Below are 23,025 nucleotides of genomic sequence, written 5' to 3'. Positions count from 1 at the left end.
GGTCCTCGCCGTCCCGGCACCCGGCAGGCGTCCGTCGAACTGGAACCTGTTCTCACCCGGCCCGCGCCGGGCCGGTCGGCCCGGCGGATAGAGTCGACGGGCAGGACAACTCCATCCCGCTTCTCCTTCCGGGGAAAGCCGGTGCGAATCCGGCGCTGACCCGCAACCGTGAGCCCGGCGCGCCCCGTCCGCCGGCGAGCCGGAGTGCCCGGGGAGAAGCGAGCGGCCCACGCCGGGCGGACCACCGCCGGGCACCGTCGAGGTCTACGGAACGGCCGGCCCCCGGCCGGCCCCGCTCATCGAAAGGCACATCTCCGATCATGCTGACCGCCGCCCGTCTGGGCGCCGCCGCCCTGACCGCCGCGCTGCTCGCCGGCACCGCCGCCGCCCCGGCGTTCGCCGACGTCCCGAGCCCCACCGCGACCCTCGGCGCCGCCCCGCTCCCCGACGGCCTGTACGGCAAGGGCGACCCCACCTACGACGCGGTGTGGCGGCAGTCCCTCGCGCTGACCGCGCTGAGCGCCGCCAAGGTGACCCCGGCCGACTCCGCCGTCGCCTGGCTGACCGGGCAGCAGTGCGCGGACGGCGGCTGGCCCTCGTACCGCGCCGACGCCTCGGCCGCCTGCGACCCGGTGTTCGAGGACAGCAACGCGACGGCGCTGGCGGTCCAGTCGCTGATCGCCCTCGGCGGGCACCAGGACGCCGTGGACAAGGGCGTCCAGTGGCTCAGGACCACCCAGAACGCGGACGGCAGCTGGGCCTACAACCCCGGCAACCCGGGCGACGCCAACTCCACCGGCCTCGCCGTCAACGCCCTGCTCGCCGCCAAGGTCGACCCGGCGACGGTCGCCAAGGCCGGCAAGAACGCCTTCGACGGGCTCGCCGCCTTCCAGCTCGGCTGCGCCGCCCCCGCCGACCGGCGCGGCGCCTTCGTCTACCAGAGCGCGCCGGACGGCACCCCCGCCGAGGTGAACGCCCTGGCCAGCGGGCAGGCCTCGCTCGCGGCGACCGGCGGGAGGCTGCCGGTCGCCGGCGCCAACCGGAGCGACGCCGCCCCCAAGGCCCTGGCCTGCGCGGACGGCGCCGCCACGGCCGTCCCGCGCGCCGACTCCGGCGAGGCGGTCGGCGCGTACCTCGCCGCGCAGCTCGCGGGCGGCGACCGGCACCTGACGCTGACCACGCCCGGCGCGCCCCCCACCCCCGACTACACGGCCACCGCCTGGGCCGCGCTCGGCCTGGTCCAGGGCGGGCACCCGCAGCAGGCCGCGGCCGCCGTCGACTGGCTGGCCGAGCAGGGCGGCACCTGGACCAAGGGCGGCACCGACGCCGCCGCCACCGCCACCCTGGTGCTGGTCGCCCAGGCCGCGCAGCGCGACCCGGCCGCCTTCGGCGGGGCCGACCTGGTCAAGCAGCTGACCACGCTCGGCCCGGCCCCCAAGGCCGCGGCCTCCGCGCCCGCCTCGGCGAGCCCCTCGGCCGCGGCGAAGAAGAAGGACGGCGGCATCAGCACCTACTGGACGCTCGGGATCGGCCTGCTGATCGGCATCGGCGGCGGTCTGGTGCTGAGCCTGCAGCGCAAGCGCGGCCCGAAGCTGTGACCACCCCCGGCCGGCCCCCGGAACCGCCTCCGGCCACGGCGGCGGGCCCGGCCCCGACCGCCGGGGCCGGTGCGGCTTCGGGCCCGGCCGGTACGGTTCCGGCCGCCCCCGGTGACACCGCTGCCGCCGGTAGCGACGCGGCGGCGGCCGAGGCCCAGCGGCGGGTGGTGCGGGCGGCCGTGCGGTTCCTGGCCGGGCTGATCACCGGGGTGCTGATCCTGCTGCTGATCGGCGCCGCGCAGGCCCAGGCCGCCGGGTACCGCTACTGGTCGTTCTGGCGCTGGTCCGACGGCGGCTGGGCGTACCAGCAGCAGGGGCCCGCCGTGCACGTCCCGGCGGACGGCGCGGTCGACGGCTGGCGGTTCGCCGTCAGCCCGGACGGCGGGCGGGACGCCGCCCGGCCCGGGACGGCCGGGGACTTCGCCGCCGTCTGCGCCGGTACGCCGGCGGAGCCCGGCCGCAAGCGGGTGGCCGTGGTCCTGGACTTCGGCGCCGCCGCCGACGCGCCCGGCCGGGAGACCCCGCCGGAACCGCGGACCGTCTGCGCCGTCGTCCAGCCCCGGGCCAGCTCGGCGGAGGTCCTGGCCACCGTCGCACCACCGCTGCGGTACGACGGCAACGGGCTGCTCTGCGCCATCGCCGGCTACCCGCGGGCGGGCTGCGGCGACCAGCTCGGCGCGGGCGACCGGCCGACCGACGGCGGACAGCCCTCGGAGAGCGCCGCTCCGACCGCCGCAGGCGCCTCCCCCGCCACCGGCGGCCCCGTCCTCGGGGTGGGCGCCGGCCTCGCCCTCGTCCTCGTCGTGGCCGCGGGCGCCGCCCGGCAGGTACGCCGCCGCCGCTAGGAACACCCGCCCTCTCCCGTCCACCCCTCCGGCCCGACCCCCTGGACCCACCGTGCCCCCACCCCGCCCCGCCCGCCGCCGCCCGGCCGCCGGCCCCCGCCAGCTGCACCCGGGGGCCTGGTGGCTGTGGGCGCTCGGCCTGGGCGCGGCCGCCACCCGCACCACCAACCCGCTGGTCCTGCTGCTCCTCGCCGCGGTGGCCGGCTACGTGGTCGCCGCCCGGCGCGGCGACGCGCCCTGGTCGCGCTCCTACGGGGCGTTCCTGCGCCTCGGCCTCCTGGTGCTCGGCATCCGCCTGCTCTTCGCCGTCCTCCTCGGCTCGCCGATCCCCGGCACGCACGCCCTGTTCACGCTCCCCGAAGTCCCGCTGCCCGCCTGGGCGCAGGGCGTGCGGATCGGCGGACGGGTCACCGCCGAGGGGCTGCTCGCCGCGCTGTACGACGGGCTGCGGCTGGCCACCCTGCTGGTGTGCGTGGGCGCCGCGAACGCCCTCGCCAGCCCGGCCCGCCTGCTGCGCACCCTCCCCGGCGCGCTCTACGAGGCGGGCGTCGCCGTCGTGGTCGCGATGACCTTCGCCCCGAACCTGGTGGCCGACGTGCAGCGGCTGCGCGCCGCCCGCCGGCTGCGCGGACGCACCGACCGCGGCGTCGCCGCCGTGCTCAGCGTCGGACTGCCCGTGCTGGAGGGCGCCCTGGAGCGTTCGGTGGCGCTGGCGGCCGCGATGGACACCCGCGGGTTCGGGCGCACCGCCGAGGTGCCGCGCCGGATCGCGGTGCTCACCGCCACGCTCACCCTGGCCGGCCTGCTCGGCATCTGCCTGGCCGCGTACGGGTTGCTGACGGCGGGCGGCGCCGGGTGGGCGGTGCCGGTGCTCCTGGTCGGCCTGGCCGCCGCCTTCGCCGGGCTGCTGCTGGGCGGCCGGCGTTCCGTCCGGACCCGTCACCGGCCGGATCCGTGGGCGCTGCCGGAGTGGCTCACGGCCGGGTCCGGGGTCGCGGTGGCGGCGTCGACGACCTGGCTGGCCGCGCTCGACCCGCTCGCCTTCGCCCCCACCGTCGTCCCGCCGACCGCGCCGGTCCTGCCGGTGGCCGCCGCCGTCGCGGTCCTGCTCGGCCTGCTGCCCGCGTTCGTCACTCCGGTGCCCCCGAGCACCACCGGAGCCGCCACCGCCCTCGCCTCGGCCGCCCGCACCGCCCCGACCGAGCCCGGGAGGACTTCGTGATCACCTTCGACCAGGTCGGCGTCCAGTACGCCGACGCCGCGGCCCCCACCCTCAGCGGCGTCGACCTGACCGTCCCCGAGGGTGAACTCTGCCTGCTCGTCGGCCCGTCGGGCTCCGGCAAGTCGACCCTGCTGGGCACGGTGAGCGGCCTCGTGCCGCACTTCACCGGCGGCGTGCTGCACGGCCGGGTCACCGTCGGCGGACGCGACACCCGCGACCACCGCCCGCGCGAACTCGCCGACCTGGTCGGCACGATGGGCCAGGACCCGCGGGCGCACTTCGTCACCGACACCGTCGAGGACGAACTCGCCTACGGCATGGAGTCCTTGGGCCTGCCGCCGGACGTGATGCGGCGCCGGGTCGAGGAGACCCTCGACCTGCTCGGCCTGGCCGACCTGCGGCAGCGGGCGCTCGGCTCCCTCTCCGGCGGCCAGCAGCAGCGGGTCGCCATCGGCTCGGTGCTCACCGTCCACCCGCGCGTGCTGGTCCTGGACGAGCCGACCTCCGCGCTGGACCCGGGCGCCGCCGAGGAGGTGCTGGCGGTGCTCCAGCGGCTGGTGCACGACCTCGGCACCACCGTGCTGATGGCCGAGCACCGGCTGGAGCGCGTGGTCCAGTACGCCGACCAGGTCCTGCTGCTGACCCCCGGCGCGCCGCCCGTGCTGGGCGAGCCGGCCGAGGTGATGGCGCACTCGCCGGTCCACCCACCGGTGGTCGGACTGGGCCGGCTGGCCGGCTGGCGCCCGCTGCCGCTCACCGTCCGCGACGCCCGCCGCCGGGCCGCCGGCCTCCGCGCCCGACTGGACGGCCACCGCCCGGCGGAGGCACCCGCGCCCACCACCACCGGCACGCCCCTCGCCACCGCCTCCCGGCTGGTCGTCCGCCGCGGCCCCGTCCCGGCCCTGCGCGGCGTCGAACTCGCCCTCCACGCAGGCGAGATCACCGCCCTGATGGGCCGCAACGGCGCCGGCAAGTCCACCCTGCTCGGCGCCCTGGTCGGCCTGCACGCACCGGCCTCCGGCTCGGTGACCGTCGGCGGCCGCACCCCGCACCGCACCCGACCCGCCGAACTGATCCGCCACGTCGGCCTCGTCCCGCAGGACCCGCGCGACCTGCTGTACGGGGAGAGCGTCACCGCCGAGTGCGCGTCCGCCGACCGCGACGCGGGCGCCGAACCCGGTACCTGCCGCGCCCTGGTCGAACGGCTGCTGCCCGGCCTCCCCGACGCCGTCCACCCGCGCGACCTCTCCGAGGGCCAGCGCCTGACCCTGGCCCTGGCGGTGGTGCTCACCGCCCGCCCGCCGCTGATCCTGCTCGACGAACCCACCCGGGGCCTCGACTACGCGGCCAAGGCCCGGCTGGTCGCGATCCTGCGGGGCCTCGCCGCCGAGGGCCACGCCGTCCTCCTCGCCACCCACGACGTCGAGCTGGCCGCCGAACTCTCCGACCGCACGGCCGTACTGGCCGACGGCGAGATCGTCGCGGACGGGCCGACGCCCGAGGTGGTGCTCGGCTCACCGGCGTTCGCCCCGCAGGTCGCCAAGATCCTCGCGCCCGGGCCCTGGCTCACCGTCCACCAGGTCGCCGAGGCGCTCGCGGGAGAGGCCTCGTGACCCGCCCCGTTCCCCTCGGCCGCCGCTCGATCGCCGCCCTCGCCCTGGTCTCCCTGGTCGGCGTGGCCGGCTTCGGCTGGCCGCTGCTCGCCTCCACCCGCTCGGCGCTGGTGGGCCACTCCGCCGACGCCCCCTGGCTGTTCGCCCTCCTCCTGCCGCTCCTCCTCGCCGTCCTCGTCGCCCAGATCTCCGAGGGCCGCGCGGCGGGCGGCGGCGCACCGGGCCTGGACGCCAAGTCGGTCGCCCTGCTCGGCGTGCTCGCCGCGGCCGGCGCCGCGCTGCGCCCGCTCGGCGCGGGCACCGCCGGGCTGGAGCCGATGTTCTTCCTGATGGTGCTGGCCGGGCGGGTGCTCGGGCCGGGCTTCGGCTTCGTACTCGGCGCACTGTCGATGTTCGCCTCCGCGCTGCTGACCGGCGGCGTCGGGCCCTGGCTGCCGTTCCAGATGCTCGCCATGGGCTGGGTGAGCCTCGGCGCGGGCCTGCTGCCCGGCCCGGCCCGACTGCGCGGACGCCCCGAGCTCGCCCTCCTCGCCGCCTACGGCGCGGTGGCCGCCCTCCTCTACGGCGTGATCATGAACCTCCAGGGCTGGCCGTACATCGCCGGCCTGGCGAGCTCGATCTCCTTCGTCCCGGGCGACCCGCTCCCCGAGAACCTGGTCCGCTTCGCCGTCTACTGCCTCACCACCTCGCTGGGCTGGGACCTCCCGCGCGCCGTGCTCACCGTCGTCCTCTGCCTCACCCTCGGCACCCCCGTCCTGCGCGCCCTCCGCCGGGCCACCCGCCGCGCCGCCTTCGCCGCCCCGGTCGCCTTCCGGCCGCCGGCTCCCCCACCCGGCAGCACCCCGTCGACCGAAGGGGTGAACCACACCCCCCGCCCGTGACGGGCGCCCCCGGGCGATCCCACCGCACACGAAGATCTCCACCGCCCCCTCAAGAAAGTGGAGTCGAACCCGTGCCCACCCTCACCCGATGTCTCACCCGAACGGCAGCCGTCGCCACCACCGCCCTGGCCCTCGCCGCCGTCACCGCCCAACCCGCCGCCGCGGTGACCTTCATCGGCCGCGACGTCCCGACCACCGTGACGATCGCCCCGGGCGCGACCGACATCGTCCCGTGGACCTACCAGAACACCGGCGGCCCGGGCACCCTCCCCGCCACGGGCATGACCGCGACCTTCACCGCCCCCGGCAGCACCACGTTCACCCCGCAGACCACCGTCCCCACCGAATACAGCGCCAACGGCGCCAACTGGGGCAGCAACAACGTCGGCCTGCGCAACTGCGCGCTCGGCAACGGCAACCGGACGCTCACCTGCGAGGGCTACGGCCGCAACGGAGGCCGCAGCGGCTGGCCGTCCAACGGCTACTTCCGCTTCTTCCCGCAGGTCACCGTGGACGCCGGCGCGCCCGGTAACACCACGCTCCCGCGCGGCAACGGCAGCTTCACGTACACGGACCCGAACAACGGCACCGAGTACACCATCACCGACGGCACCCTGAACGTCGCCACCCCGCCCCGCCGCCCGAAGGGCATGTGCCTGGACGTCGGCAACACCCGCAACAACGCCGACAACGTCCGCATCTGGCGGTGCCTCGACCACACCAACCAGCGCTTCGTCCTCGACGAGGGCCGGATCAAGGTCGCCGACACCCTCGGCACCGGCGGCCCCGAGATGTGCCTCGACGCCGACAACACCGGCACCAACGGCGACAACGTCCGCATCTGGGCCTGCGAGTACTCCCAGGCGGCCGACACCAACCAGACCTGGCTGCTGCGCCGCGGCTCGGTCGTCCTGGAGTCGACACTCGGCACCGCCCACGAGATGTGCCTCGACGTCGGCAACGCCCGCAACAACAACGACAACGTCTTCCTGTACACCTGCGGCGCCACCAACCCCAACCAGAAGTTCCTGGTCGAAGACGGCTACATCAAGGTCCGCGACACCCTCTGACACACCCCTGCACGGGGCGGGCGGCAGCCGACACACAGCTCCCCCGCCCCGCACGCCCCCTACCTCGCGTATGGCCTGAGCAACTCCAGCAAGCTGGGGACAGCCTGCAGCGCGAGGGTGTCGCCGGCAGGGAGCACGAACTCCTCGCCCGCCCTCGCCGGGGCGGCGAGGGCGGGCGTCGGAAGAGTTCGGATGCGGATTCACTCAATCAGCGCGTGCGTTTCGAACTCCTCGAACACAGTGATGGTCACAGCGACGTTCACGGGCGTCGGCGAGTCCGCGTGCAGCATGAACTCGACGCCTTCGGCCTCGTCGTCGCTACCGTGCGGAACGACAGTAGTGACGAACACATCCGGCCCATGGACACGCAACCTGACGTTCGGATCGAAGAATCCGTCCCCCGGCTCCCAGAGACCGGCCGTGGCCAACACAGCGGACTTCGGGGTGATCTTGAAGCCGGGCAGGTTCAGATTGTGCGCTGCCCTGCCCTGGAAGTTCCTGATGAAGACTCGCGCGGACCTGGACATGCGCGCTCCCCTATCAGATCTCATGCAGTGGGGTTCACAAACGGTGACCTCGACACGAGGTCGACTGACACATCGAAACTTGACCCTCTACGGGCACCACCCCCAGTCTCCCAAACACACCAGCCACCCGCACCCCGGCACATGCACGACACCGCGGTGCGCCCCGGACCGGTCGGTCCGGGGCGCACCGTCTTACAAGATGGGGGTTCAGCCCTTCGGAGTGGCGGACTGCACCACGTCGAAGGACCACAACGTGGAGCCGCTGGAAGCGGGCCGCTGAGGAGCCTCACCACCCTCGGCCGCCGGCCGGTGCGCGGCCTGCATCGGACCGGCCAGCCAGGCCTGGAACGACTCCTCGTCCCGCCACCGCGTGTAGACCAGGTACTGGTCGGTGCCCTCAACGGGCCGGAGCAGCTCGAAGTACTCGAAGCCGTCGGAGTTCTCCACCGCACCGGCCCGCGCCCCGAAGCGCTTCTCCAACTCCTCCCGCCGCTCAGCGGGGACGGTCAGAACATTGATCTTTACCACGCTACCCACATGACACCTCTCAAAATCAATGGTCAGCCTGGGTGGCGACCCAACATTGATCACGTGCGAGCTCGAAGGTCTCGCCCGAGGCACAGCGTACGAAGACCAACGCCTCTATGCGTCACGAGACCGGGGCAACACCGGACATGTCGAGGACATCGGCAAGCCCGGTTGGGCAGGACTTCCAGTCGAAGCATCCGCCGCTCCGAGCGGGATTCCGGCGCCGACCCGACCTCGGACAGGCGGGGGCGTTCTGTTGGCTCGGGAGAATATTCGAGAATCAGCGCCCACCTCGGGCCGATCCCACGGCATCCTGAACCAGCCCGATCGACAGCGAGGGGAGCGGCTGTGAGCCGACGACTGCGGTACATCGGAAGCAACTCGGGGAACAACGGATGCCCGACGCTCTACGAGGACGTCGAGACCGGGGAGGTGCTGGTGCAGGGCGAGGCCGTCACCGATCCCGACGAAGTGGCTCAGCTCCGCAACATCAAGCCCGGCGAAGGGTTCGTAGTCGTGCCCCGCGTGCTGCTCGCCGACTTCGCTCCGCGAGACGTGGGCCGAGAGCCCGTGCTGATCGGCTTCGAAGAGTTCGACAGCATGTTTGAGAACTTCGAGCACACCGCCTTTCGGCTTGAGACCCGTCGCAGGTACAGGTCCGACGAACGGACCGAGACCTACCGCCGGTTCGCTGCCGGGCAGGCGGCCGGATGGGATCTGGAGGACTCCTGGTGCCGTTCGCGCCGCGAGCAGGTGGCCCTCGGCAAGCGGTTCGAGCGGGTGAGGGTCATGGACGGCCCGCCCACCCCGGGGCAGCGGTACCTGCTCGACAACGCCCAGCGGAACAGTGCCGTCGGCGAGGACATCCGGTACCTCTGGCGCGCCGACGCCGATCGCCTCGGCCTTCCGGCAGAGGACACCTGGCTGTTCGACTCACGCGTGATCGCCCTGCTGCACTTCGACCCCGATGACGATCTGACCGGCGTGGAGCTGATCACCGACCCGCTTCAGGTGGCGCGCGCCTGCCAGGTGCGCGACGCCGCCTGGCACTTCGCCACACCGCACCGGGCGTTCAGCGCTGAGGTACCGTCCGGCGTGTGAGCACCGACTTCCAACAGGCCCGAATCGCCCTCGGTCTGCGGCTTCGCGAACTGCGCGCCGAGGGTGGTCTCACAGGGCGGCAACTGGCCGAGCACCTGGGCTGGACACAGTCCAAAGTCAGCAAGTTGGAGACCGGCCGACAGACCGCCACCCACGAGGACCTCAAGGCGTGGGCGGCGGGGGTGGGCCAGCCCGGTACGGCATCCGAACTGGCGGCCAGGCTACGGGCGTTCGAGTCGCACTCGCGCTCCTGGCGACGGCAACTCGCGGCCGGGCACAGGCCCGTACAGGACACGCTGACGGTCGAGTACGAGCGGTCGACGGTCATGCGCGCCTGGGAAGGCTCCATGATCGTCGGCATGCTCCAGACGGCCGACTACGCCCGCCACGTGTTCAACGCATACGTCGACCTCCACCAGTCGCCGCGCGATGTCGAGGAGGCCGTACGGGCCCGGGTCCGACGGCAGGAAAGCCTCTACCGGCCGGGCAAGCAGTACCGCATCCTCATGTGGGAGGCCGCGCTCCGCGCCCAGCTCTGCCCACCCGCCGTGATGGCCGCCCAGCTCGACCGGCTCAGCGGCGTGATCGGCCTGGACACCGTCACCCTGGGCATCGTGCCGTTCGAGGCTCAGCTCACTCTGCCGCCCGCCAACGGCTTCTGGATATACGACGAACGGCTCGTCATCGTCGAGGACTGGCACGCGGAGCTGTGGCTGGACGAGACGGAGCACGTGGCCCTGTACTCCCGCGTGTGGGAGCGGCTGGCCGGCGCAGCCGTCTTCGGCTCGGATGCCCACAGGGTCCTCACGCGGTGCCGTAGGGCACTCGGGGCCGCCTGAGGAATCCCCGCGAACACCGATCGCAGGTGCTGGAATATTCGAGAATCGCGGACCCATCGGCGATTCCCGCATGCCTAACGTGCTGGCCGAGGACTTCTACCGGCGCGGGAGTTGAGCGATGAGCACCGACATGTGCCCCGTATGCATGTGGTTGGACGGCAGGGCCCAGGAGGCGTTCCGCGCCCCGGAAGGGTGCGACCACTCGGCACTGACCGACGTCCGGGTGCTGCGCCGACGCCACGCCGAGTCCGGGGAGTGCCTGAACCCGGCCGGTGCCGAGTGAACGGCGCCCAGGACGGCCCACAGTCAGCACCGGACCCGTGGCCCCCTGAGCGGCCCGCCGGCAGTCGGCCGGTCCTCACCCCCGAGGAATTCAGCGATGCGCCGTTGACGACCGAGCAGCGCCGACGACGCTCGGCGCTGCTCGCCCGGGTCCGCGAGGCCAACCACCCGAGCCTCTGAGCTACACCTCACACGATCCACGGCGGTGCGACCTTGTCGCCGCTGTCCAGGTTGTGGGCCGTGGACGGGGCGGGGGAGGCGACGACGGCGGTGAAGCCTTCGGTGGTGTGCAGCCGGCGTGGGGTGTCGGCGGGGAGGACGAGGGTGTCGCCGGCGGTGAGGGTGAGTTCCTCGCCGTTCAGGTCGACGACGGCGGAGCCGGTGAGGAAGGTCCACACCTGCTCGGTGTCCATGGCGTGACGCGGGCCCGAGCGGGCCGGCTGCATCTCGACGCGCCACATCGCGAGGCCGGTGCCGCCCTGGGTGGGCGAGGCGTGGGTGGTCATGACGGCGTTGGGGGTCTCGGTGCGGCGGGCGTCGGTGCTGCGGATGACGGACAAGAGTGGGTAGCCCCTTTATGATGGACAACTAGGTTGTCTATATAGTCAATGAGGTTGTCGATCGTGTCAAGGGATCACCAGCAAGACGTGACGCCGGGTTACGAACTGCCGTTGCGGCTGCTCCTCGCGTTCCGGACGATCATCGACGAGCTGCACGAGCGGCTCGCCGGCGAGGGGCATCCGGAGCTGCGGCCGATGCACGGGTTCGTGTTCCAGGCGATCGGGCCGGACGGCACCACCGCCGTCGAGCTCGGCCGCCGGCTCGGGGTGTCCAAGCAGGCGGCCGGCAAGACCGTCGAACAGCTGGAGCGGCTCGGGTACGTCGAACGGGGCAGCGATCCGGCGGACGCGCGGCGCAAGGTGGTCCGACTGACGGCACGCGGGGTGGACTGCCTGGTTCGCTCGGCCCGGATCTTCGAGGAGCTGCGCCGTGAGTGGGTCGGGCAGCTGGGCGGGGAGGAGGAACTCCGGGGCCTGGAGGACGCCCTGCGGGTGCTGGCACCCGGAGATCCGTTCCGGTTGGACACGCCGAGGTGGCTCGGGACGACGTGAGGAAGAGGAGAGAAGAGAGGAGAGAAGGCGTCAGAAGGAGCGGCCCTCGCCCTGATACGGCGGCTCGTGGACGACCGGGTCGGGGCGGTCGCGGCGGTCGGCGCACAGGGTGGAGGCCAGCCGGGTGAGCAGCTCGGCCAGGTCGTCGAACTGCTTCTCGTCCCAGTCGCCGAGGAGTTCGGCGAGCTGGGCCCGCCGGGCGGCGACCAGTTGGACGGCCGCCGCCTCGCCCGGTTCGGTGAGGCGGAGCGGGAGGCCGCCGGTGCGGGAGGCCAGGCCGCGGCCCTCGACCTCGCGCACCGCCTCCTCGATCACCGCGAACGGGACGATCCGGCGCTCCGCCAGTTCAGCGGGCTCCACCGAGCCGTGGTGGTGCATCTGGAGCAGCAGCCAGCTGGACGCGGGCTTGAGGTCGAGCCCGGCGGCGGCGGTGATCCGTTTGAACAGGTCGCGCCGCGCCTCCCGGGTGGTGAGGACGGACAGGGCCCGGCTGATCTCGTCCAGCGAGGAGCGCTCGACCGGGTTGAGGCCGATGGACTCGGAGAGGTCGGGGGCGGTCACGGTGGTCCGCAGCTTCTGCTCCCGCAGGAACAGCGAGAGGACGAAGGCGACCACGGCCACCGGCACCGCGTAGAGGAAGACCCGGGTGATCGACTCGGCGTAGGCGTGGTAGATCTCGCCCTGGATCCCGGCGGGGAGCCGGTCGATGACGCGCGGGTCGGAGGTGATCGCCCCCGGGCTGAAGCCGGGCGGCAGCGGGACGCCGGCCAGGACGTCGTTCAGCCGGTCGTTGAGCCCGGAGGCGAAGATCGTGCCGAAGACGGAGACCCCGAAGGAGGCGCCGATGGAGCGGAAGAAGGTGGCGCCGGCGGTGGCGACGCCGAGGTCCTCGTAGCCGACGGAGTTCTGCACGATGAGCACCAGCACCTGCATCACCAGGCCGAGGCCGAGGCCGAAGACCAGGAAGTAGCAGCTCATCGTGAAGGTGCTGCTGTGCTCGTCCAGCAGGGAGAGCAGCAGCAGGCCGACGACGGTGACGGCGGTACCCGCGATCGGGAAGATCCGGTAGTGACCGGTGCGGGCCACGATCTGACCGGAGCCGATCGAGGTGACCAGCATGCCGATCACCATCGGCAGCATGTGGATGCCGGACATCGTCGGCGAGACCTTCATGACCACCTGGAGGAAGGTCGGCAAATAGGTGAGCGCGCCGAACATCGCGAAGCCGACCACGAAGGAGATGACGGCCACCAGGCTGAACGTCCGGGAGCGGAACAGCCGCAGCGGCAGGACGGGCTCCTCCGCGCTCCGCTCCACCAGGACGAAGGCGACCAGCAGGACCAGGCCCAGCACCCCCAGCCCGACGATCTGCCAGGAGCTCCACTCCCAGGTCGTCCCGCCGAGCGAGGTCATCAGCACCAGACAGGTGGCCACCGCGGCGATCAGCACGGTGCCCAGGTAGTCGATCCGGTGGCTGCGCCGGACCTCCACCCCGTGCAGCACGGCGGCGATCACCACGAGGGCGACCACGCCGATCGGCAGGTTGATGTAGAACACCCAGCGCCAGCTGAGGTTGTCGACGAACAGGCCGCCGAGCAGCGGGCCGAGCACGCTGGTGACCCCGAAGACGGCGCCGAAGAGGCCCTGGTACTTGCCGCGGTCCCGGGGCGCGACGAGGTCCCCGACGATGGCCTGCGAGAGCACGATCAGACCGCCGCCGCCCAGGCCCTGGACGGCGCGGAAGGCGATCAGCTCCCCCATGTTCTGGGCGATGCCGCACAGCACCGAACCCAGTAGGAAGATCACGATGGAGGCCTGGAAGAAGACCTTCCGGCCGTACATGTCGCCGAGCTTGCCCCAGAGCGGGGTGGCCGCGGTGGAGGCGAGCATGTAGGCGGTGACCACCCAGGACAGGTGCTCCAGCCCGCCGAGATCGCTGACGATGGTGGGCAGGGCGGTGGAGACGATGGTCTGGTCGAGCGCGGCGAGCAGCATCGCCAGCAGCAGGGCTCCGATCGGCACCCACAGGTTGCCCGCGGTGACCCCGGGCGGTCCCGGCTCGCCCCCCGGGCCCGGCACGGAGCCGCCGCCGGGACCCCGCTCGGACGCGGCGATCGGATCCGTCATGGCGTCTCCGTATCCCTCACAGGTCGACAGATGATCAGTCCCAGCCACCATGCTGTCAGAAATGCACCGGTTTGCTCCGTTCAGTTGAGCCGAACGTAAGTGCAATCGGTGACAGGGCCTTCACACTCGCACACCGATCATTCATCAAACCCCAACCCCCACCAACCGGCACAAGGCCCCCACACCGGTCCGTACACCCCTGTCCCCCCTCGGGGACGTCCTGCATAATCAGGCCCGTCCATCACCTGAACACGAGTCCGATCGGCCGACGAACGACCGCACGACTGACCGAGACCGCGACCGAGACCGACCGCGACCGACCGCGAACCGAGGAGGGCCGGCCGATGCCGGACCAGCACTGCCCGACGTGCGGCACCGCACGATCCACCGGGTGCGGCTGCCTCCCGACGGACCGCGGCCTCGACGACACCGCCGTCCTGCCGCACCTGGAGGGCCCGCCGCTGGTCCGTCCGTACGTGGCGCAGGCGGTCGACCAGGTCGTGGACGGCCCGCCCGACCAACCGGCCGCGGGCCCGACGGCGGCCGACCCGTTCGGCACCGCGGTGCTGCCCCCGGCCGCTCCCCCGCTCGGGCCGGACGCCGACGCGTACGCGACCACCGTGCTGCCCCCGGTCGTCGCCGCCCCGCAGTTCCCGCCGCAGCCGCAGACGCAGCCACCGATGAAGCCTCAGCCGCAGGACGAGCTCGGCGTGTTCCCGTTCACCCCCGGCGACCCTGACGACGCGGCACCCCTCGCCGGCCGGGCCGCACGGCGCGCGGCGGAACAGGAGAACGACCGCGGCCCGCTCACCCGCCGCAAGGGCCTGCTGGTCGCGGCCGGAGCCGGCCTACTGGCGCTCACCGTCGGCCTGGCGTACGCGGTCACCTCGTCCGCCGACCCGGAGGACCGGGCCGCGCCCGCGCCCAGCACGACGCTCGGCCCCGCGCCGGTGGACCCGACCGCCCCGGCCCCGCCGAGCCCGAGCTCGCCGCCGCCCACCAGCGACACCCCGACGCCCACGCCGAGCCGGACGAGCGCCAAGCCCTCGCCGACCCGGTCGACCGCCAGCACCCCGCCTCCGGCCGCCCCGACCGGCCCCGCCACCACGGCGGCCCCCGCACCCCCGGCCCCGGCTCCGCCCGCGGACCCGGTCACCCCGCCGACGGCCCCGAGCCCCACCACCCCGACCCCCGCGCCGACCACGACCGCGCCCGCGACGCCGCCCCCCACCGCCACGCCCGCCCCGACCCCCACCGTGCGCGTGCTGCAGGCCGGTATGCAGGGCGCCGACGTCCAGGCCATGCAGCAGAAGCTCGCCCTGGTGCTGTGCTGGATGGCCTCGAACATCCCGGTGGACGGCTACTTCGACGGGGACACCGAGTTCTACGTGGGGTACTTCCAGAGCGTGCAGGGTGTCCGGGGCGACAAGAGGGGCGTCTACGGGCCGAACACCCGGGCCGCCTTGGAGAAGCGCACCGGCTGCTGACCCCAGGACGGCCCAGACGCAAAGAACGCCAGACACAAAGAACGCCAGACGCAAAGAACGGGAAGAACGACCCCGAACGCCCCGTCAGCCCGTGATCGCCCGGACGATGCTCACCCCGGCCATCAGCACCATCACCCCCGCCGCGACCCGGATGATCACCTTCATCGGCACGTGCTTCAGCAGCTTCTGCCCGCCCAGGATCGCGATCCCCGCGACCGCGCACAGCGCCAGCCAGGCGCCCAGCCCCACGGCCAGCGGGTCGGCGTACTTGGCGGCCAGGTTGGCGGTCATGATCTGCGTCAGGTCGCCGAACTCGGCGATCGCCACGACCACGAAGCTGGCCCCGGCGACCTTCCAGAAGCTGTTCGCGGACGGCTCCTTCGCGGCGTGCCCGTCCTCCTCCTCGCCCCCGCCGTGGAACAGCAGCATCGCCGCGCCGGCCAGGAACAGCACTCCGGTGACACCCTCCACCCAGCGCTGCGGCAGCAGTGAGAGCAGGTGCCCGGCGACCAGAGCGATGCCCACCTGGAGGGCGAAGGCGGCGGCGATCCCGGCGAAGACGTGGCTCGCCCGGTACTTGGCGCCGAGCATCAGGCTGGCCAGGGCGGTCTTGTCGGGCAGTTCGGCCAGGAAGACGATGCCGAAGGTGATCGCGGCGACGGTCAGACTCATCGGGGGTGGTGTCCCTCGGGTTGGGGCTGCCGGACCGCGGGCAGCTCCGTCAGGGGTCGCTCCGGCCCGACAGCGCTGGTGGAAAGCGGCGTGGAGGCACGGACGCGCCCACGCTCACAGCACTGCGGCCGAAGGTCTCGCCGGCACCCGTCGGACCGTGTCGCGATCGTGGTGCCCCGGGCGCCGGGCCCCGAGGGGCCAGTATGTCGACGGTCCGGTGGAGGGCTACTCCCCTTCAACGCCGCCCAGCCTACCCGATCACCTCCCCCACCCGTCCGGCCCGGACCAGCCCCCGGCCGACCAGCTCCAGCACCACCACGACCGCCGTCGTCTCCACCGCCAGCAGCCCCACCAGCACGAACAGCTGCACCGCGCCCGCCTGGACCGGCGAGGCACCGCCGAGCAGCATGCCCACGAAGGCGCCCGGCAGTGTGACCAGCCCCACCGTCCTGGTCTGGTCGAGCGCCGGGACGAGCGAGGTGGCGGCGGCGGTGCGGCAGATCTCCATCCGGGCGTCCCGCTCCTCGAAGCCGAGCGCCAGCGCGGCCTCGACCTCGCCGTGCCGCTGGCGCAGCTCGTCCAGGGCGCGCCGCCCGGACAGCGAGGTGGCGGTGAGCGCGCCGCCGATCAGGATGCCGGCGACCGGGATGACCGACAGGCCCTTCGGCGGCAACAGGCCGCTGCCGAGCAGCAGTACGAGCACCGGCAGCACCCCGGCGCCGATCGGCGCGGCCGCCCAGAGCCAGTCCCGGCCGTCACCGGGCGCCATCCGCCGCCCGGCGGTCCGCACCGCGACGGTGAACATCAGCAGCACGAAGAGCGCCGACCACCACCGCGAGTCGACCACCCAGGTGATCACCAGCGCGACGGCGGCGAGCTGCGCCACCGCACGCAGCCCGGCCCGCAGGACGGCGCGCCCGTGCCCGAGCCGGCCCCACCCCGCGACGGTGACGGCGGCCAGCAGCAGCACGGCGGTGGCCGCGCCGAGCCCCGGGGTGACCGGCAGCAGCTGTCCCCCGTCGGCCAACGGGGCGGCGGCCGCCCGCTGCGGCACGGGTCAGATCCAGCTGGTGAACCACATCCGGTCCTGCCAGGACGACATCGGGATCACCTCCGCCGTGTACAGCGGGTAGAAGAAGGCGAAGCAGGCCATGATCGCCAGCACGACCAGCCCGGCGCCGGCCGCACCGATCCGCCGCCGTTCGGGCGGGCAGCCCTCCGGCCCGAGCATCGCGCCCAGCATCTGCGCGACGGCCAGGCAGAGGAAGGGGACGAGCACCACCATGTAGAAGGAGAAGACGGTCCGCTCCTGGTACTGGAACCACGGCAGGTAGATCCCGGCCACCGCGCACAGCACCGCGCCGGAGCGCCAGTCCCGGCGGAAGGCCCAGCGCCAGAGCAGGTAGACCAGCGCGAAGCAGGCCGTCCACCAGAGCAGCGGGGTGCCGAGGCCGAGGATCTGCGCCGCGCAGCCGCCGGACGCGGTGCAGCCGCGCTGGCCGGCCGGCACCTGCTCCCAGTACATGGAGACCGGCCGGCCCTGGACCAGCCAGCTGAACGGGTTGGACTGGTAGGTGTGCGGGCTGCTCAGGCCGGTGTTGAAGTCGTACATCTGCGAGTGGTAGTGCCACAGGCTGCGCAGCGGCGCGGGCACCCAGCCCATCGGGAACCGCGGCAGCGGGACGCCGAGGAAGCTGTCCGGGGACAGGCCGGCCCGGTCGTCGGCCCAGTGCCGGTCGAAGCCGCCGCCGGTCGCGCCGCTGCCGCCGCCGGTGGACAGCCAGCTGGCCCAGCCGCCGAGGTAGACGACGAACGCGGTGCCGACCGTGGCGAGGAAGGCGGGCGGCGCGTCCCGGCGGAGCATCGAGCGCCAGGGGCGGCGGGCGCCGGCCCAGCGGCGGCCGGAGTGGTCCCACAGGACGGTGAGCACGCCGAAGGCCGCCAGCACCATGACGCCGTTCCACTTGACGCCGGCCGCGGCGCCCAGGCAGGCCCCGGCGGCGATCCGCCAGGGCCGCCAACCGAGCCGGACGGTGTCGCCGCCGCGGTCGGGGAGGACGGCGGCGAGCCGGGCGCGGGCGTGGTCGCGGTCGATCAGCAGCGCGCCGAAGGCGGCCAGGACGAAGAACATCTGGACGCCGTCGAGCAGGCCGACCCGGCTCATCACCAGTTGGAGGCCGTCGACGGCCATCAGCAGGGCGGCGGTGCAGCCGATCAGGGTGGAGCCGAAGAGCCGGCGGCCGATCCGGGCGAGCATCAGCACGGTGACGGTGCCGAGCAGCGCGGTCATGAACCGCCAGCCGAAGGGGTGCAGGCCGAAGCCCCACTCGCCGAGGGAGATCACCCACTTGCCGAGCGGCGGGTGGGCGATGAACTCGGGCGCCGGGGTGAGCGGGATCTGCTGCGGGACGGCCAGGATCTGCTCGTTCGCGTGCTCCGGCCAGGTGCCCTCGTACCCCTGCTTCAGCAGGGACCAGGCGTCCTTGGGGTAGTAGGTCTCGTCGAAGACGAAGGCGTTGGGGTACCCGAGGTTCCAGAACCGCAGCAGACCGGCGAAGAGCGCCACGGCGATCGGCCCGAGCCAGTCGGAGCGGGCCGCCGCCAGGCGGAGCGGCCCCCGCCGCTCCGGCGCCGGGACGGCGGGGGCCGCCGACGGAGGGTGGGTGAGCGCCGCTTGCGTCATGGTCTCGGTAGCCTCGCCGATTCGCCGTTCTCGCCGGTACCGGCCCCGGTGGGGTCGGCCCGGACGGTCAACAGCCACCGACACTATGTGCCGGTGGGCGCGAAACCAAGCGCGACGGGCGCCGGACAGGTGACCTGTCCGACGCCCGTTCGGGGCTGTTCCGCCGCGCGGGTCAGGCGGCGGTCTGGAGCTCCCGGACCGGCCGGGCCGGGGTGCGGACCGGGGCCGCGGGGGTCCGCTCGTCCGCGGCGGGGGCGCCCTGCGGCGCGTTGTCCTGGGCGGCGGTGAGGTACGGCCGCAGGCGCAGCGCCAGGACGACGATCAGCACGGTGCAGCCGGCCATCGCCGCCAGGTAGAGCGGCCAGGTGCCGGAACCGACCAGCAGGACGCCCACGGCGGGGCCGACGGCGATCGCGATCTGCTTCACCAGGGCGTACCCGGCGTTGTAGGTGCCGAGCAGCCGGGCCGGGGCGAGATCGGCGACGATCGGGCCCATGGTCGGCGCGAGCAGCGACTCGCCGACGCCGAACAGGGCGTAGATCGAGACGATCGCGACCGTGGCGGCCATCGCCTCGGTCCGGATCAGGCCCGCGACCAGGGCCATCGCCCAGGCGCCGAGCCAGACCACACCGGCGGCGGCCATCGCGGTGGTGCGCCGGCGGCGGGCGGTGATCCGCACCACGAACATCTGGAGCACCACGATGGTCAGCGCGTTGGCGCCGATGGCGATGCCCAGGGTGGACGGGGCGGTGCCAACGGTGTCGGTGGCGAAGGCCGCGACGCCGGACTCGAACTGGCCGTAGCAGGTGAAGAAGATCAGACCGGCGAGCACGCAGAGCCGGACCATGGCCTTGTCGGCGAGCAGGGCGCGCAGGCCCTGCGGGCCGTCGGCCGCGTCCTGGACGAGCACCGGCGCGGCGTTGGGGATCCGGGCGGTGCCGGTCACCAGGGCGAGGCCGAGGAAGGTCGCGGCCTCGATGGTGAACAGCCGGGTCAGGCTGGCCGGGTCGGCGACGTCGACGATCTGCCCGCCGACCAGCGCGCCGATGCCCATCCCCAGGTTGACCAGGGTGAACTGGAGCGCGAAGGCGTGCGAGCGGGTCGCGGCGGTCGAGCAGCGGACGATCATCGTGGCGAGCGCCGGCTGGCAGGTGGTGACACCCGCGCCGAACAGGAACGAGGAGACCAGCAGCGCCGGGGTGCCGGTGGCATGCCCGAAGGCGAACGCGCCGACGGAGGCCAGCGCGGCGCCGGCCAGCAGCACCGGGCGCGGCCCGTACCGGTCGATGCCGCGGCCGGTGAACGGCAGGACGGCCAGCGCGGCCAGCGCGAAGACGGTGAACACCATCCCGGCGGCGAGCGAGCCCAGCCCGCGCACCTGGTCCACGTACACGAACATGTACGGCATCGTGAAGCCGCTGCCGAACGCGCTGAGCGCGTTCCCGATCTGGACGCGGCGCAGCGGGCCGCCCGCCCCGCGTCGCTGCTGCCTCTGCTGCTTCACCGTGCCGGTCACCGTGCACATCCCTTCCCGTGGACTCCGCCCCGTCAGGGCTTCGTCAGTTTTCACTGGATACTCTTAAGACCGGAAGACTTAAGAGCTAAAGTTCGACATTGAAGTTTTAGCATCGGAAGAGTGCGGAGTCAAAGGCTTAAGGGGTGCAGCGCGCGTGCGACACTGGTCCGCATGACTGCAGAGAAGCCCGCGCCGGCCACCGCCCGCGAGCTGGGCATCGCCGAGCAAGTGGCTCTCTACCAACGGGAGTTCCCCATGGTGGACCCGCAGGTGGAGACCATCGTGCAGACCCTCTCCCGGGTCGCCCGGCGGATGGCCGTCGCCTACGACCGGCAGCTCACTGTGCTCGGAATCACCTCCGCGGAGTGGGAGGTGCTCAAGGCGCTGGTGGTGTCCGGGAGCCCGTACCGGCTCGGGCCCGGCGAGCTGGCCAAGCGGCTCGGGCTCACCCCGGCCGCGATGACCCACCGGATCGACCGGATGGTGACCGAGGGCCTGGTGACCCGGGAGCGGGACGAGGCCAACCGGGTCCGGGTGATCATCGAGCTGACCGACCTCGGCCGGGACAAGTGGCTGGAGTCGATGCGGATGGCCGCCGTCTTCGAGGAGGAACTGCTCCAGGACGTCGTCGGCGAGGACCGCGCGGTGCTCTCCGGGATGCTGGCCCGGATGCTGCGGCGGATCGAGGAGAGCCGGCCGGACGCCCCGGGGCGCGCCGGCGAGCAGAGCTGACGCGGCCCGCGGTCGCGCACGGCAGAACGTCCGGCCCGTCGGGGGACTCCCCCGGCGGGCCGGACGCGTTTCGTGCGGTGGGTGCGAGGGTCCGTCAGGCCCTCGGCGGATCGGGCTCCGGTCAGCAGGGGCCGTTGTCGGCCCAGACGCCCCACTGGCCGCTCAGCGACGGGTCCTCGCCCTTGGTCCACCACTTGTTGGTGTAGTAGTGGCCCTTCCAGGAGACCTTGGTCGAGGTCGCGTAGGTGGCGGCCGCGTCCCAGCTCGGGGCGGCGGCGCAACCGGCCGGGGTGGTCGGCGGCGTCGTCGGCGGGGTCGTGGGCGGAGTGGTCGGCGGAGTGGTCGGCGGAGTGGTCGGCGGCGTCGTGGGCGGCGTCGTCGGCGGGGTGGTCACCGGCGGGGCCGGGCAGCCCGCGGCCGAGCCGTTGGTGGCCTCGACCATCTTGTCGAACAGCGCCGTCCTGGTGCCCAGGTCGTACAGCGAGAAGGCGAAGGAGCCGCCGAGGCCGTTGCAGTGGGCGTAGTCGATCTTCGCCTGGATCGAGCGGGAGTCCTCGCCGGTCCAGAAGGTCGAGCCGTCGTAGAAGTACGTGGTCTTCGCGGTGTCGTCCCAGAAGGTCTTCGCCGGGTTGTCGACGAAGCCGGTCAGCTCCTTGTACATCTGGATGCCGGGGACGTTGCCCGAGAGCGCGGCGCCGGCGGCCGGGCCGGTGGCGGGCTGGAAGAGGCCGTTCTTGCCGTTGTTCTGGACGCCGGTCCAGCCGCGGTAGTAGAAGGGGACGCCCACGTTGATCTTCTTCGCGGGGAAGCCGCCGGGGATGCCGTAGTCCGGGTCACCCGCGGTGTAGGCCTTGATGGCCGCGTCGACCGAGTACTTGCCGTTGCCCGGCTTGGCCGGGGTCATCGGGTCGTTCGGGCCGGAGTAGATCGGCGCCTGGTGGTTGGTCGGGCCCTTGGCGTCCCAGGCACCGTGCATGTCGTAGGTCATGATGTCCAGGAACGTCAGGTACTGGCCGATCCTGTCGGTCTCGACGTTCCGGATCTTGTCCTGGCCGGCGCCGACCGCCGCCGCGGTGGCGTAGGTCTTGCCGTCGGCCTTGCCCTGCGCGTCGAGCTGCTCGCGCAGCTCCTTCAGCAGCAGGGTGAAGTTCTGCTTGTCGTTCGGGCTCTCCAGGTTGCCGGTGTGGCCGCCGCCGCCCGGGTACTCCCAGTCGATGTCGATGCCGTCGAAGACGCCGGCCGCCGAGCCCGGGCCGCCGTAGCCGGCGTCGACCGGCAGGTTGCCCTTGATGAACATGTCGATGCAGGAGGAGACCAGCTTCTTGCGGGAGGCGTCCGTGGCGGCCGCCGCCGAGAAGTACTTGGAGTACGTCCAGCCGCCCAGCGAGATCAGGATCTTGAGGTTGGGGTTCTTCGCCTTCAGCTTCTTCAGCTGGTTGAAGTTGCCCGCGATCGGCTGGCCCCAGACGTCGCCGGCGCCGTCCACCGAGATGTCCGGGCCGAAGCTCTTCTGGTAGTCCGCGAAGGCGTCGCCCGCGCCGTCGCCGGCGTTCGGGTTGTTGTCGTCCTGGTTGGCCGCCTTGGTGGCCTGGAAACAGGAGAGGTTGGTCGGGTGGATGTTGGCGAACGAGTAGATCAGGTAGTCCAGCTTCCCGGCCACGCCGGTGTCCTGGATGGTCTTCGGGTAGTACGCGTTCGCGTAGATCGACCACTGGTCGAAGTAGGCCACCTTGATGCCGCCGCTGGTGGCGGGCGCGCCGGTGGAGTTGGTGACGGCGGCGCTGGCCGTGGCGCCGCCGGTGAGCGCGAGACCCGCGCCGAGCAGCAGGGAGGCCGTGGTACCGGCGGCGATCGCGGTCAGGCTCTTGGACCGCTTGCGACGGCCGCCCTCCTGAACCGGGGCCCCGGCCCTTTCGATGCGTGAACGGAGCATGGGTGCGTGACTCCTGGTCGTGGGGGATTCCGCCGGGCCCGGGAACGCGCGCACGGGTGGGGCCATGCGACCGGGACATGACAGAACGGGATGGGGGAATCGAACGGGGACATGCCTTCGACGGACGCCGGGTATGCCGAACCGGCGCCAACGGCGGACCGTTGACGCCGGTTCAGGGGCTCCCTGCACCTGGGCACTAAAATGGACTAGACCAACTAACCCGTCAAGGGGTGCTGTCGCGCCTTGAGCCGCCGTTA

Annotated in this window: 21 protein-coding genes; 12 read left to right on the top strand and 9 right to left on the bottom strand. The window is 73.0% G+C overall.

The window, feature by feature from the left end; genetic code table 11:
• Positions 1-320 precede the first annotated feature (320 nt).
• The 6 genes from ACFP3U_RS31840 to ACFP3U_RS31815 all read left to right on the top strand — a co-directional run bounded on the left by ACFP3U_RS31840 (position 321) and on the right by ACFP3U_RS31815 (position 7,229).
• A complete protein-coding gene (locus tag ACFP3U_RS31840) occupies positions 321-1,598 on the top strand; it encodes a prenyltransferase/squalene oxidase repeat-containing protein (protein WP_380229216.1) in 1,278 nt (425 codons plus the stop codon).
• Positions 1,595-2,443: an SCO2322 family protein gene (locus ACFP3U_RS31835; protein ID WP_380229215.1), complete on the top strand. Its 849-nt coding sequence runs from the start codon at positions 1,595-1,597 to the stop codon at positions 2,441-2,443. Before ACFP3U_RS31840 ends, ACFP3U_RS31835 begins: the two co-directional genes overlap by 4 nt.
• 52 nt (positions 2,444-2,495) lie before the next feature.
• Positions 2,496-3,665 (top strand): CbiQ family ECF transporter T component, encoded by a 1,170-nt coding sequence (locus ACFP3U_RS31830; RefSeq protein WP_380229214.1) that lies wholly within the window; start codon positions 2,496-2,498, stop codon positions 3,663-3,665.
• Complete coding sequence (locus ACFP3U_RS31825; protein ID WP_380229213.1) at positions 3,662-5,278, top strand: ABC transporter ATP-binding protein; 1,617 nt, start codon at positions 3,662-3,664, stop codon at positions 5,276-5,278. Before ACFP3U_RS31830 ends, ACFP3U_RS31825 begins: the two co-directional genes overlap by 4 nt.
• Positions 5,227-6,159 carry an ECF transporter S component gene (locus ACFP3U_RS31820; RefSeq protein ID WP_380229218.1) on the top strand — a complete coding sequence of 311 codons (933 nt, stop codon included), beginning with the start codon at positions 5,227-5,229 and terminating at the stop codon, positions 6,157-6,159. Before ACFP3U_RS31825 ends, ACFP3U_RS31820 begins: the two co-directional genes overlap by 52 nt.
• 71 nt (positions 6,160-6,230) lie before the next feature.
• Complete coding sequence (locus tag ACFP3U_RS31815; RefSeq protein WP_380229212.1) at positions 6,231-7,229, top strand: RICIN domain-containing protein; 999 nt, start codon at positions 6,231-6,233, stop codon at positions 7,227-7,229.
• A 200-nt stretch (positions 7,230-7,429) separates the two neighbouring features.
• On the opposite strand, the gene ACFP3U_RS31810 is transcribed toward ACFP3U_RS31815, so the two are convergent.
• Both ACFP3U_RS31810 and ACFP3U_RS31805 read right to left on the bottom strand, forming a co-directional pair.
• Complete coding sequence (locus tag ACFP3U_RS31810; protein WP_380229211.1) at positions 7,430-7,756, bottom strand: hypothetical protein; 327 nt, start codon at positions 7,754-7,756, stop codon at positions 7,430-7,432.
• Between the two features lie 207 nt (positions 7,757-7,963).
• The gene (locus ACFP3U_RS31805) at positions 7,964-8,293 is read right to left on the bottom strand and encodes an antibiotic biosynthesis monooxygenase family protein (RefSeq protein WP_380229210.1); all 330 of its coding nucleotides are present in this window, start codon (positions 8,291-8,293) and stop codon (positions 7,964-7,966) included.
• Between the two features lie 339 nt (positions 8,294-8,632).
• On the opposite strand from ACFP3U_RS31805, the gene ACFP3U_RS31800 reads away from it, so the two are divergent.
• The 3 genes from ACFP3U_RS31800 to ACFP3U_RS31790 all read left to right on the top strand — a co-directional run bounded on the left by ACFP3U_RS31800 (position 8,633) and on the right by ACFP3U_RS31790 (position 10,507).
• Positions 8,633-9,385, top strand: a complete 753-nt coding sequence (locus ACFP3U_RS31800) for a DUF6879 family protein (protein WP_380229209.1) — start codon at positions 8,633-8,635, stop codon at positions 9,383-9,385.
• On the top strand, positions 9,382-10,224 hold the full coding sequence (locus tag ACFP3U_RS31795) for a helix-turn-helix domain-containing protein (RefSeq protein ID WP_380229208.1): 843 nt from the start codon (positions 9,382-9,384) through the stop codon (positions 10,222-10,224). Before ACFP3U_RS31800 ends, ACFP3U_RS31795 begins: the two co-directional genes overlap by 4 nt.
• A gap of 118 nt (positions 10,225-10,342) precedes the next feature.
• The gene (locus ACFP3U_RS31790) at positions 10,343-10,507 is read left to right on the top strand and encodes a hypothetical protein (protein ID WP_380229207.1); all 165 of its coding nucleotides are present in this window, start codon (positions 10,343-10,345) and stop codon (positions 10,505-10,507) included.
• A gap of 187 nt (positions 10,508-10,694) precedes the next feature.
• Here the strand turns inward: ACFP3U_RS31790 and ACFP3U_RS31785 are convergent, their stop codons facing one another.
• On the bottom strand, positions 10,695-11,066 hold the full coding sequence (locus ACFP3U_RS31785) for a cupin domain-containing protein (RefSeq protein WP_380229206.1): 372 nt from the start codon (positions 11,064-11,066) through the stop codon (positions 10,695-10,697).
• 63 nt (positions 11,067-11,129) lie between these two features.
• Here ACFP3U_RS31785 and ACFP3U_RS31780 point away from each other — a divergent pair, with 63 nt between their 5' ends.
• A complete protein-coding gene (locus ACFP3U_RS31780) occupies positions 11,130-11,618 on the top strand; it encodes a MarR family winged helix-turn-helix transcriptional regulator (RefSeq protein WP_380229205.1) in 489 nt (162 codons plus the stop codon).
• Between the two features lie 30 nt (positions 11,619-11,648).
• Here the strand turns inward: ACFP3U_RS31780 and ACFP3U_RS31775 are convergent, their stop codons facing one another.
• Positions 11,649-13,745 (bottom strand): MFS transporter, encoded by a 2,097-nt coding sequence (locus tag ACFP3U_RS31775; protein ID WP_380229203.1) that lies wholly within the window; start codon positions 13,743-13,745, stop codon positions 11,649-11,651.
• A 344-nt stretch (positions 13,746-14,089) separates the two neighbouring features.
• Between ACFP3U_RS31775 and ACFP3U_RS31770 the strand changes: the two genes are divergently transcribed.
• Entirely contained in the window at positions 14,090-15,232 is a 1,143-nt protein-coding gene (locus ACFP3U_RS31770) for a peptidoglycan-binding domain-containing protein (protein WP_380229202.1), read from the top strand.
• An 84-nt stretch (positions 15,233-15,316) separates the two neighbouring features.
• On the opposite strand, the gene ACFP3U_RS31765 is transcribed toward ACFP3U_RS31770, so the two are convergent.
• The 4 genes from ACFP3U_RS31765 to ACFP3U_RS31750 form a co-directional block, all read right to left on the bottom strand.
• Positions 15,317-15,904 (bottom strand): TMEM165/GDT1 family protein, encoded by a 588-nt coding sequence (locus ACFP3U_RS31765; RefSeq protein WP_380229201.1) that lies wholly within the window; start codon positions 15,902-15,904, stop codon positions 15,317-15,319.
• A 250-nt stretch (positions 15,905-16,154) separates the two neighbouring features.
• On the bottom strand, positions 16,155-16,958 hold the full coding sequence (locus ACFP3U_RS31760) for an ABC transporter permease (protein ID WP_380229200.1): 804 nt from the start codon (positions 16,956-16,958) through the stop codon (positions 16,155-16,157).
• Positions 16,959-16,961: 3 nt separating this feature from the next.
• Positions 16,962-18,587 carry a dolichyl-phosphate-mannose--protein mannosyltransferase gene (locus ACFP3U_RS31755; RefSeq protein ID WP_380229199.1) on the bottom strand — a complete coding sequence of 542 codons (1,626 nt, stop codon included), beginning with the start codon at positions 18,585-18,587 and terminating at the stop codon, positions 16,962-16,964.
• 172 nt (positions 18,588-18,759) lie between these two features.
• Complete coding sequence (locus ACFP3U_RS31750; RefSeq protein WP_380229198.1) at positions 18,760-20,103, bottom strand: MFS transporter; 1,344 nt, start codon at positions 20,101-20,103, stop codon at positions 18,760-18,762.
• Positions 20,104-20,274: 171 nt separating this feature from the next.
• On the opposite strand from ACFP3U_RS31750, the gene ACFP3U_RS31745 reads away from it, so the two are divergent.
• Positions 20,275-20,835, top strand: coding sequence for a MarR family winged helix-turn-helix transcriptional regulator (locus ACFP3U_RS31745; RefSeq protein ID WP_380229197.1), 561 nt, complete (start codon positions 20,275-20,277; stop codon positions 20,833-20,835).
• Between the two features lie 121 nt (positions 20,836-20,956).
• Here ACFP3U_RS31745 and ACFP3U_RS31740 read toward each other — a convergent pair whose 3' ends face one another.
• A complete protein-coding gene (locus tag ACFP3U_RS31740; protein ID WP_380229196.1) occupies positions 20,957-22,768 on the bottom strand; it encodes a glycosyl hydrolase family 18 protein in 1,812 nt (603 codons plus the stop codon).
• Positions 22,769-23,025 lie beyond the last annotated feature (257 nt).

Origin of the sequence: Kitasatospora misakiensis (genome assembly GCF_042656005.1) — a bacterium.
Classification (GTDB): Bacteria; Actinomycetota; Actinomycetes; order Streptomycetales; family Streptomycetaceae; genus Kitasatospora; species Kitasatospora misakiensis.
Note: the sequence above shows the minus strand (reverse complement) of the source record. Positions and strands in the feature narration are given on the sequence as shown.

Coding starts and splice junctions, on each gene's coding strand:
- ACFP3U_RS31840 (WP_380229216.1), top strand. CDS start 321: ATGCTGACCGCCGCCCGTCTGGGCGCCGCCGCCCTGACCGCCGCGCTG.
- ACFP3U_RS31810 (WP_380229211.1), bottom strand. CDS start 7,756: ATGTCCAGGTCCGCGCGAGTCTTCATCAGGAACTTCCAGGGCAGGGCA.
- ACFP3U_RS31790 (WP_380229207.1), top strand. CDS start 10,343: ATGAGCACCGACATGTGCCCCGTATGCATGTGGTTGGACGGCAGGGCC.
- ACFP3U_RS31775 (WP_380229203.1), bottom strand. CDS start 13,745: ATGACGGATCCGATCGCCGCGTCCGAGCGGGGTCCCGGCGGCGGCTCC.
- ACFP3U_RS31770 (WP_380229202.1), top strand. CDS start 14,090: ATGCCGGACCAGCACTGCCCGACGTGCGGCACCGCACGATCCACCGGG.
- ACFP3U_RS31765 (WP_380229201.1), bottom strand. CDS start 15,904: ATGAGTCTGACCGTCGCCGCGATCACCTTCGGCATCGTCTTCCTGGCC.
- ACFP3U_RS31755 (WP_380229199.1), bottom strand. CDS start 18,587: ATGACGCAAGCGGCGCTCACCCACCCTCCGTCGGCGGCCCCCGCCGTC.
- ACFP3U_RS31745 (WP_380229197.1), top strand. CDS start 20,275: ATGACTGCAGAGAAGCCCGCGCCGGCCACCGCCCGCGAGCTGGGCATC.
- ACFP3U_RS31740 (WP_380229196.1), bottom strand. CDS start 22,768: ATGCTCCGTTCACGCATCGAAAGGGCCGGGGCCCCGGTTCAGGAGGGC.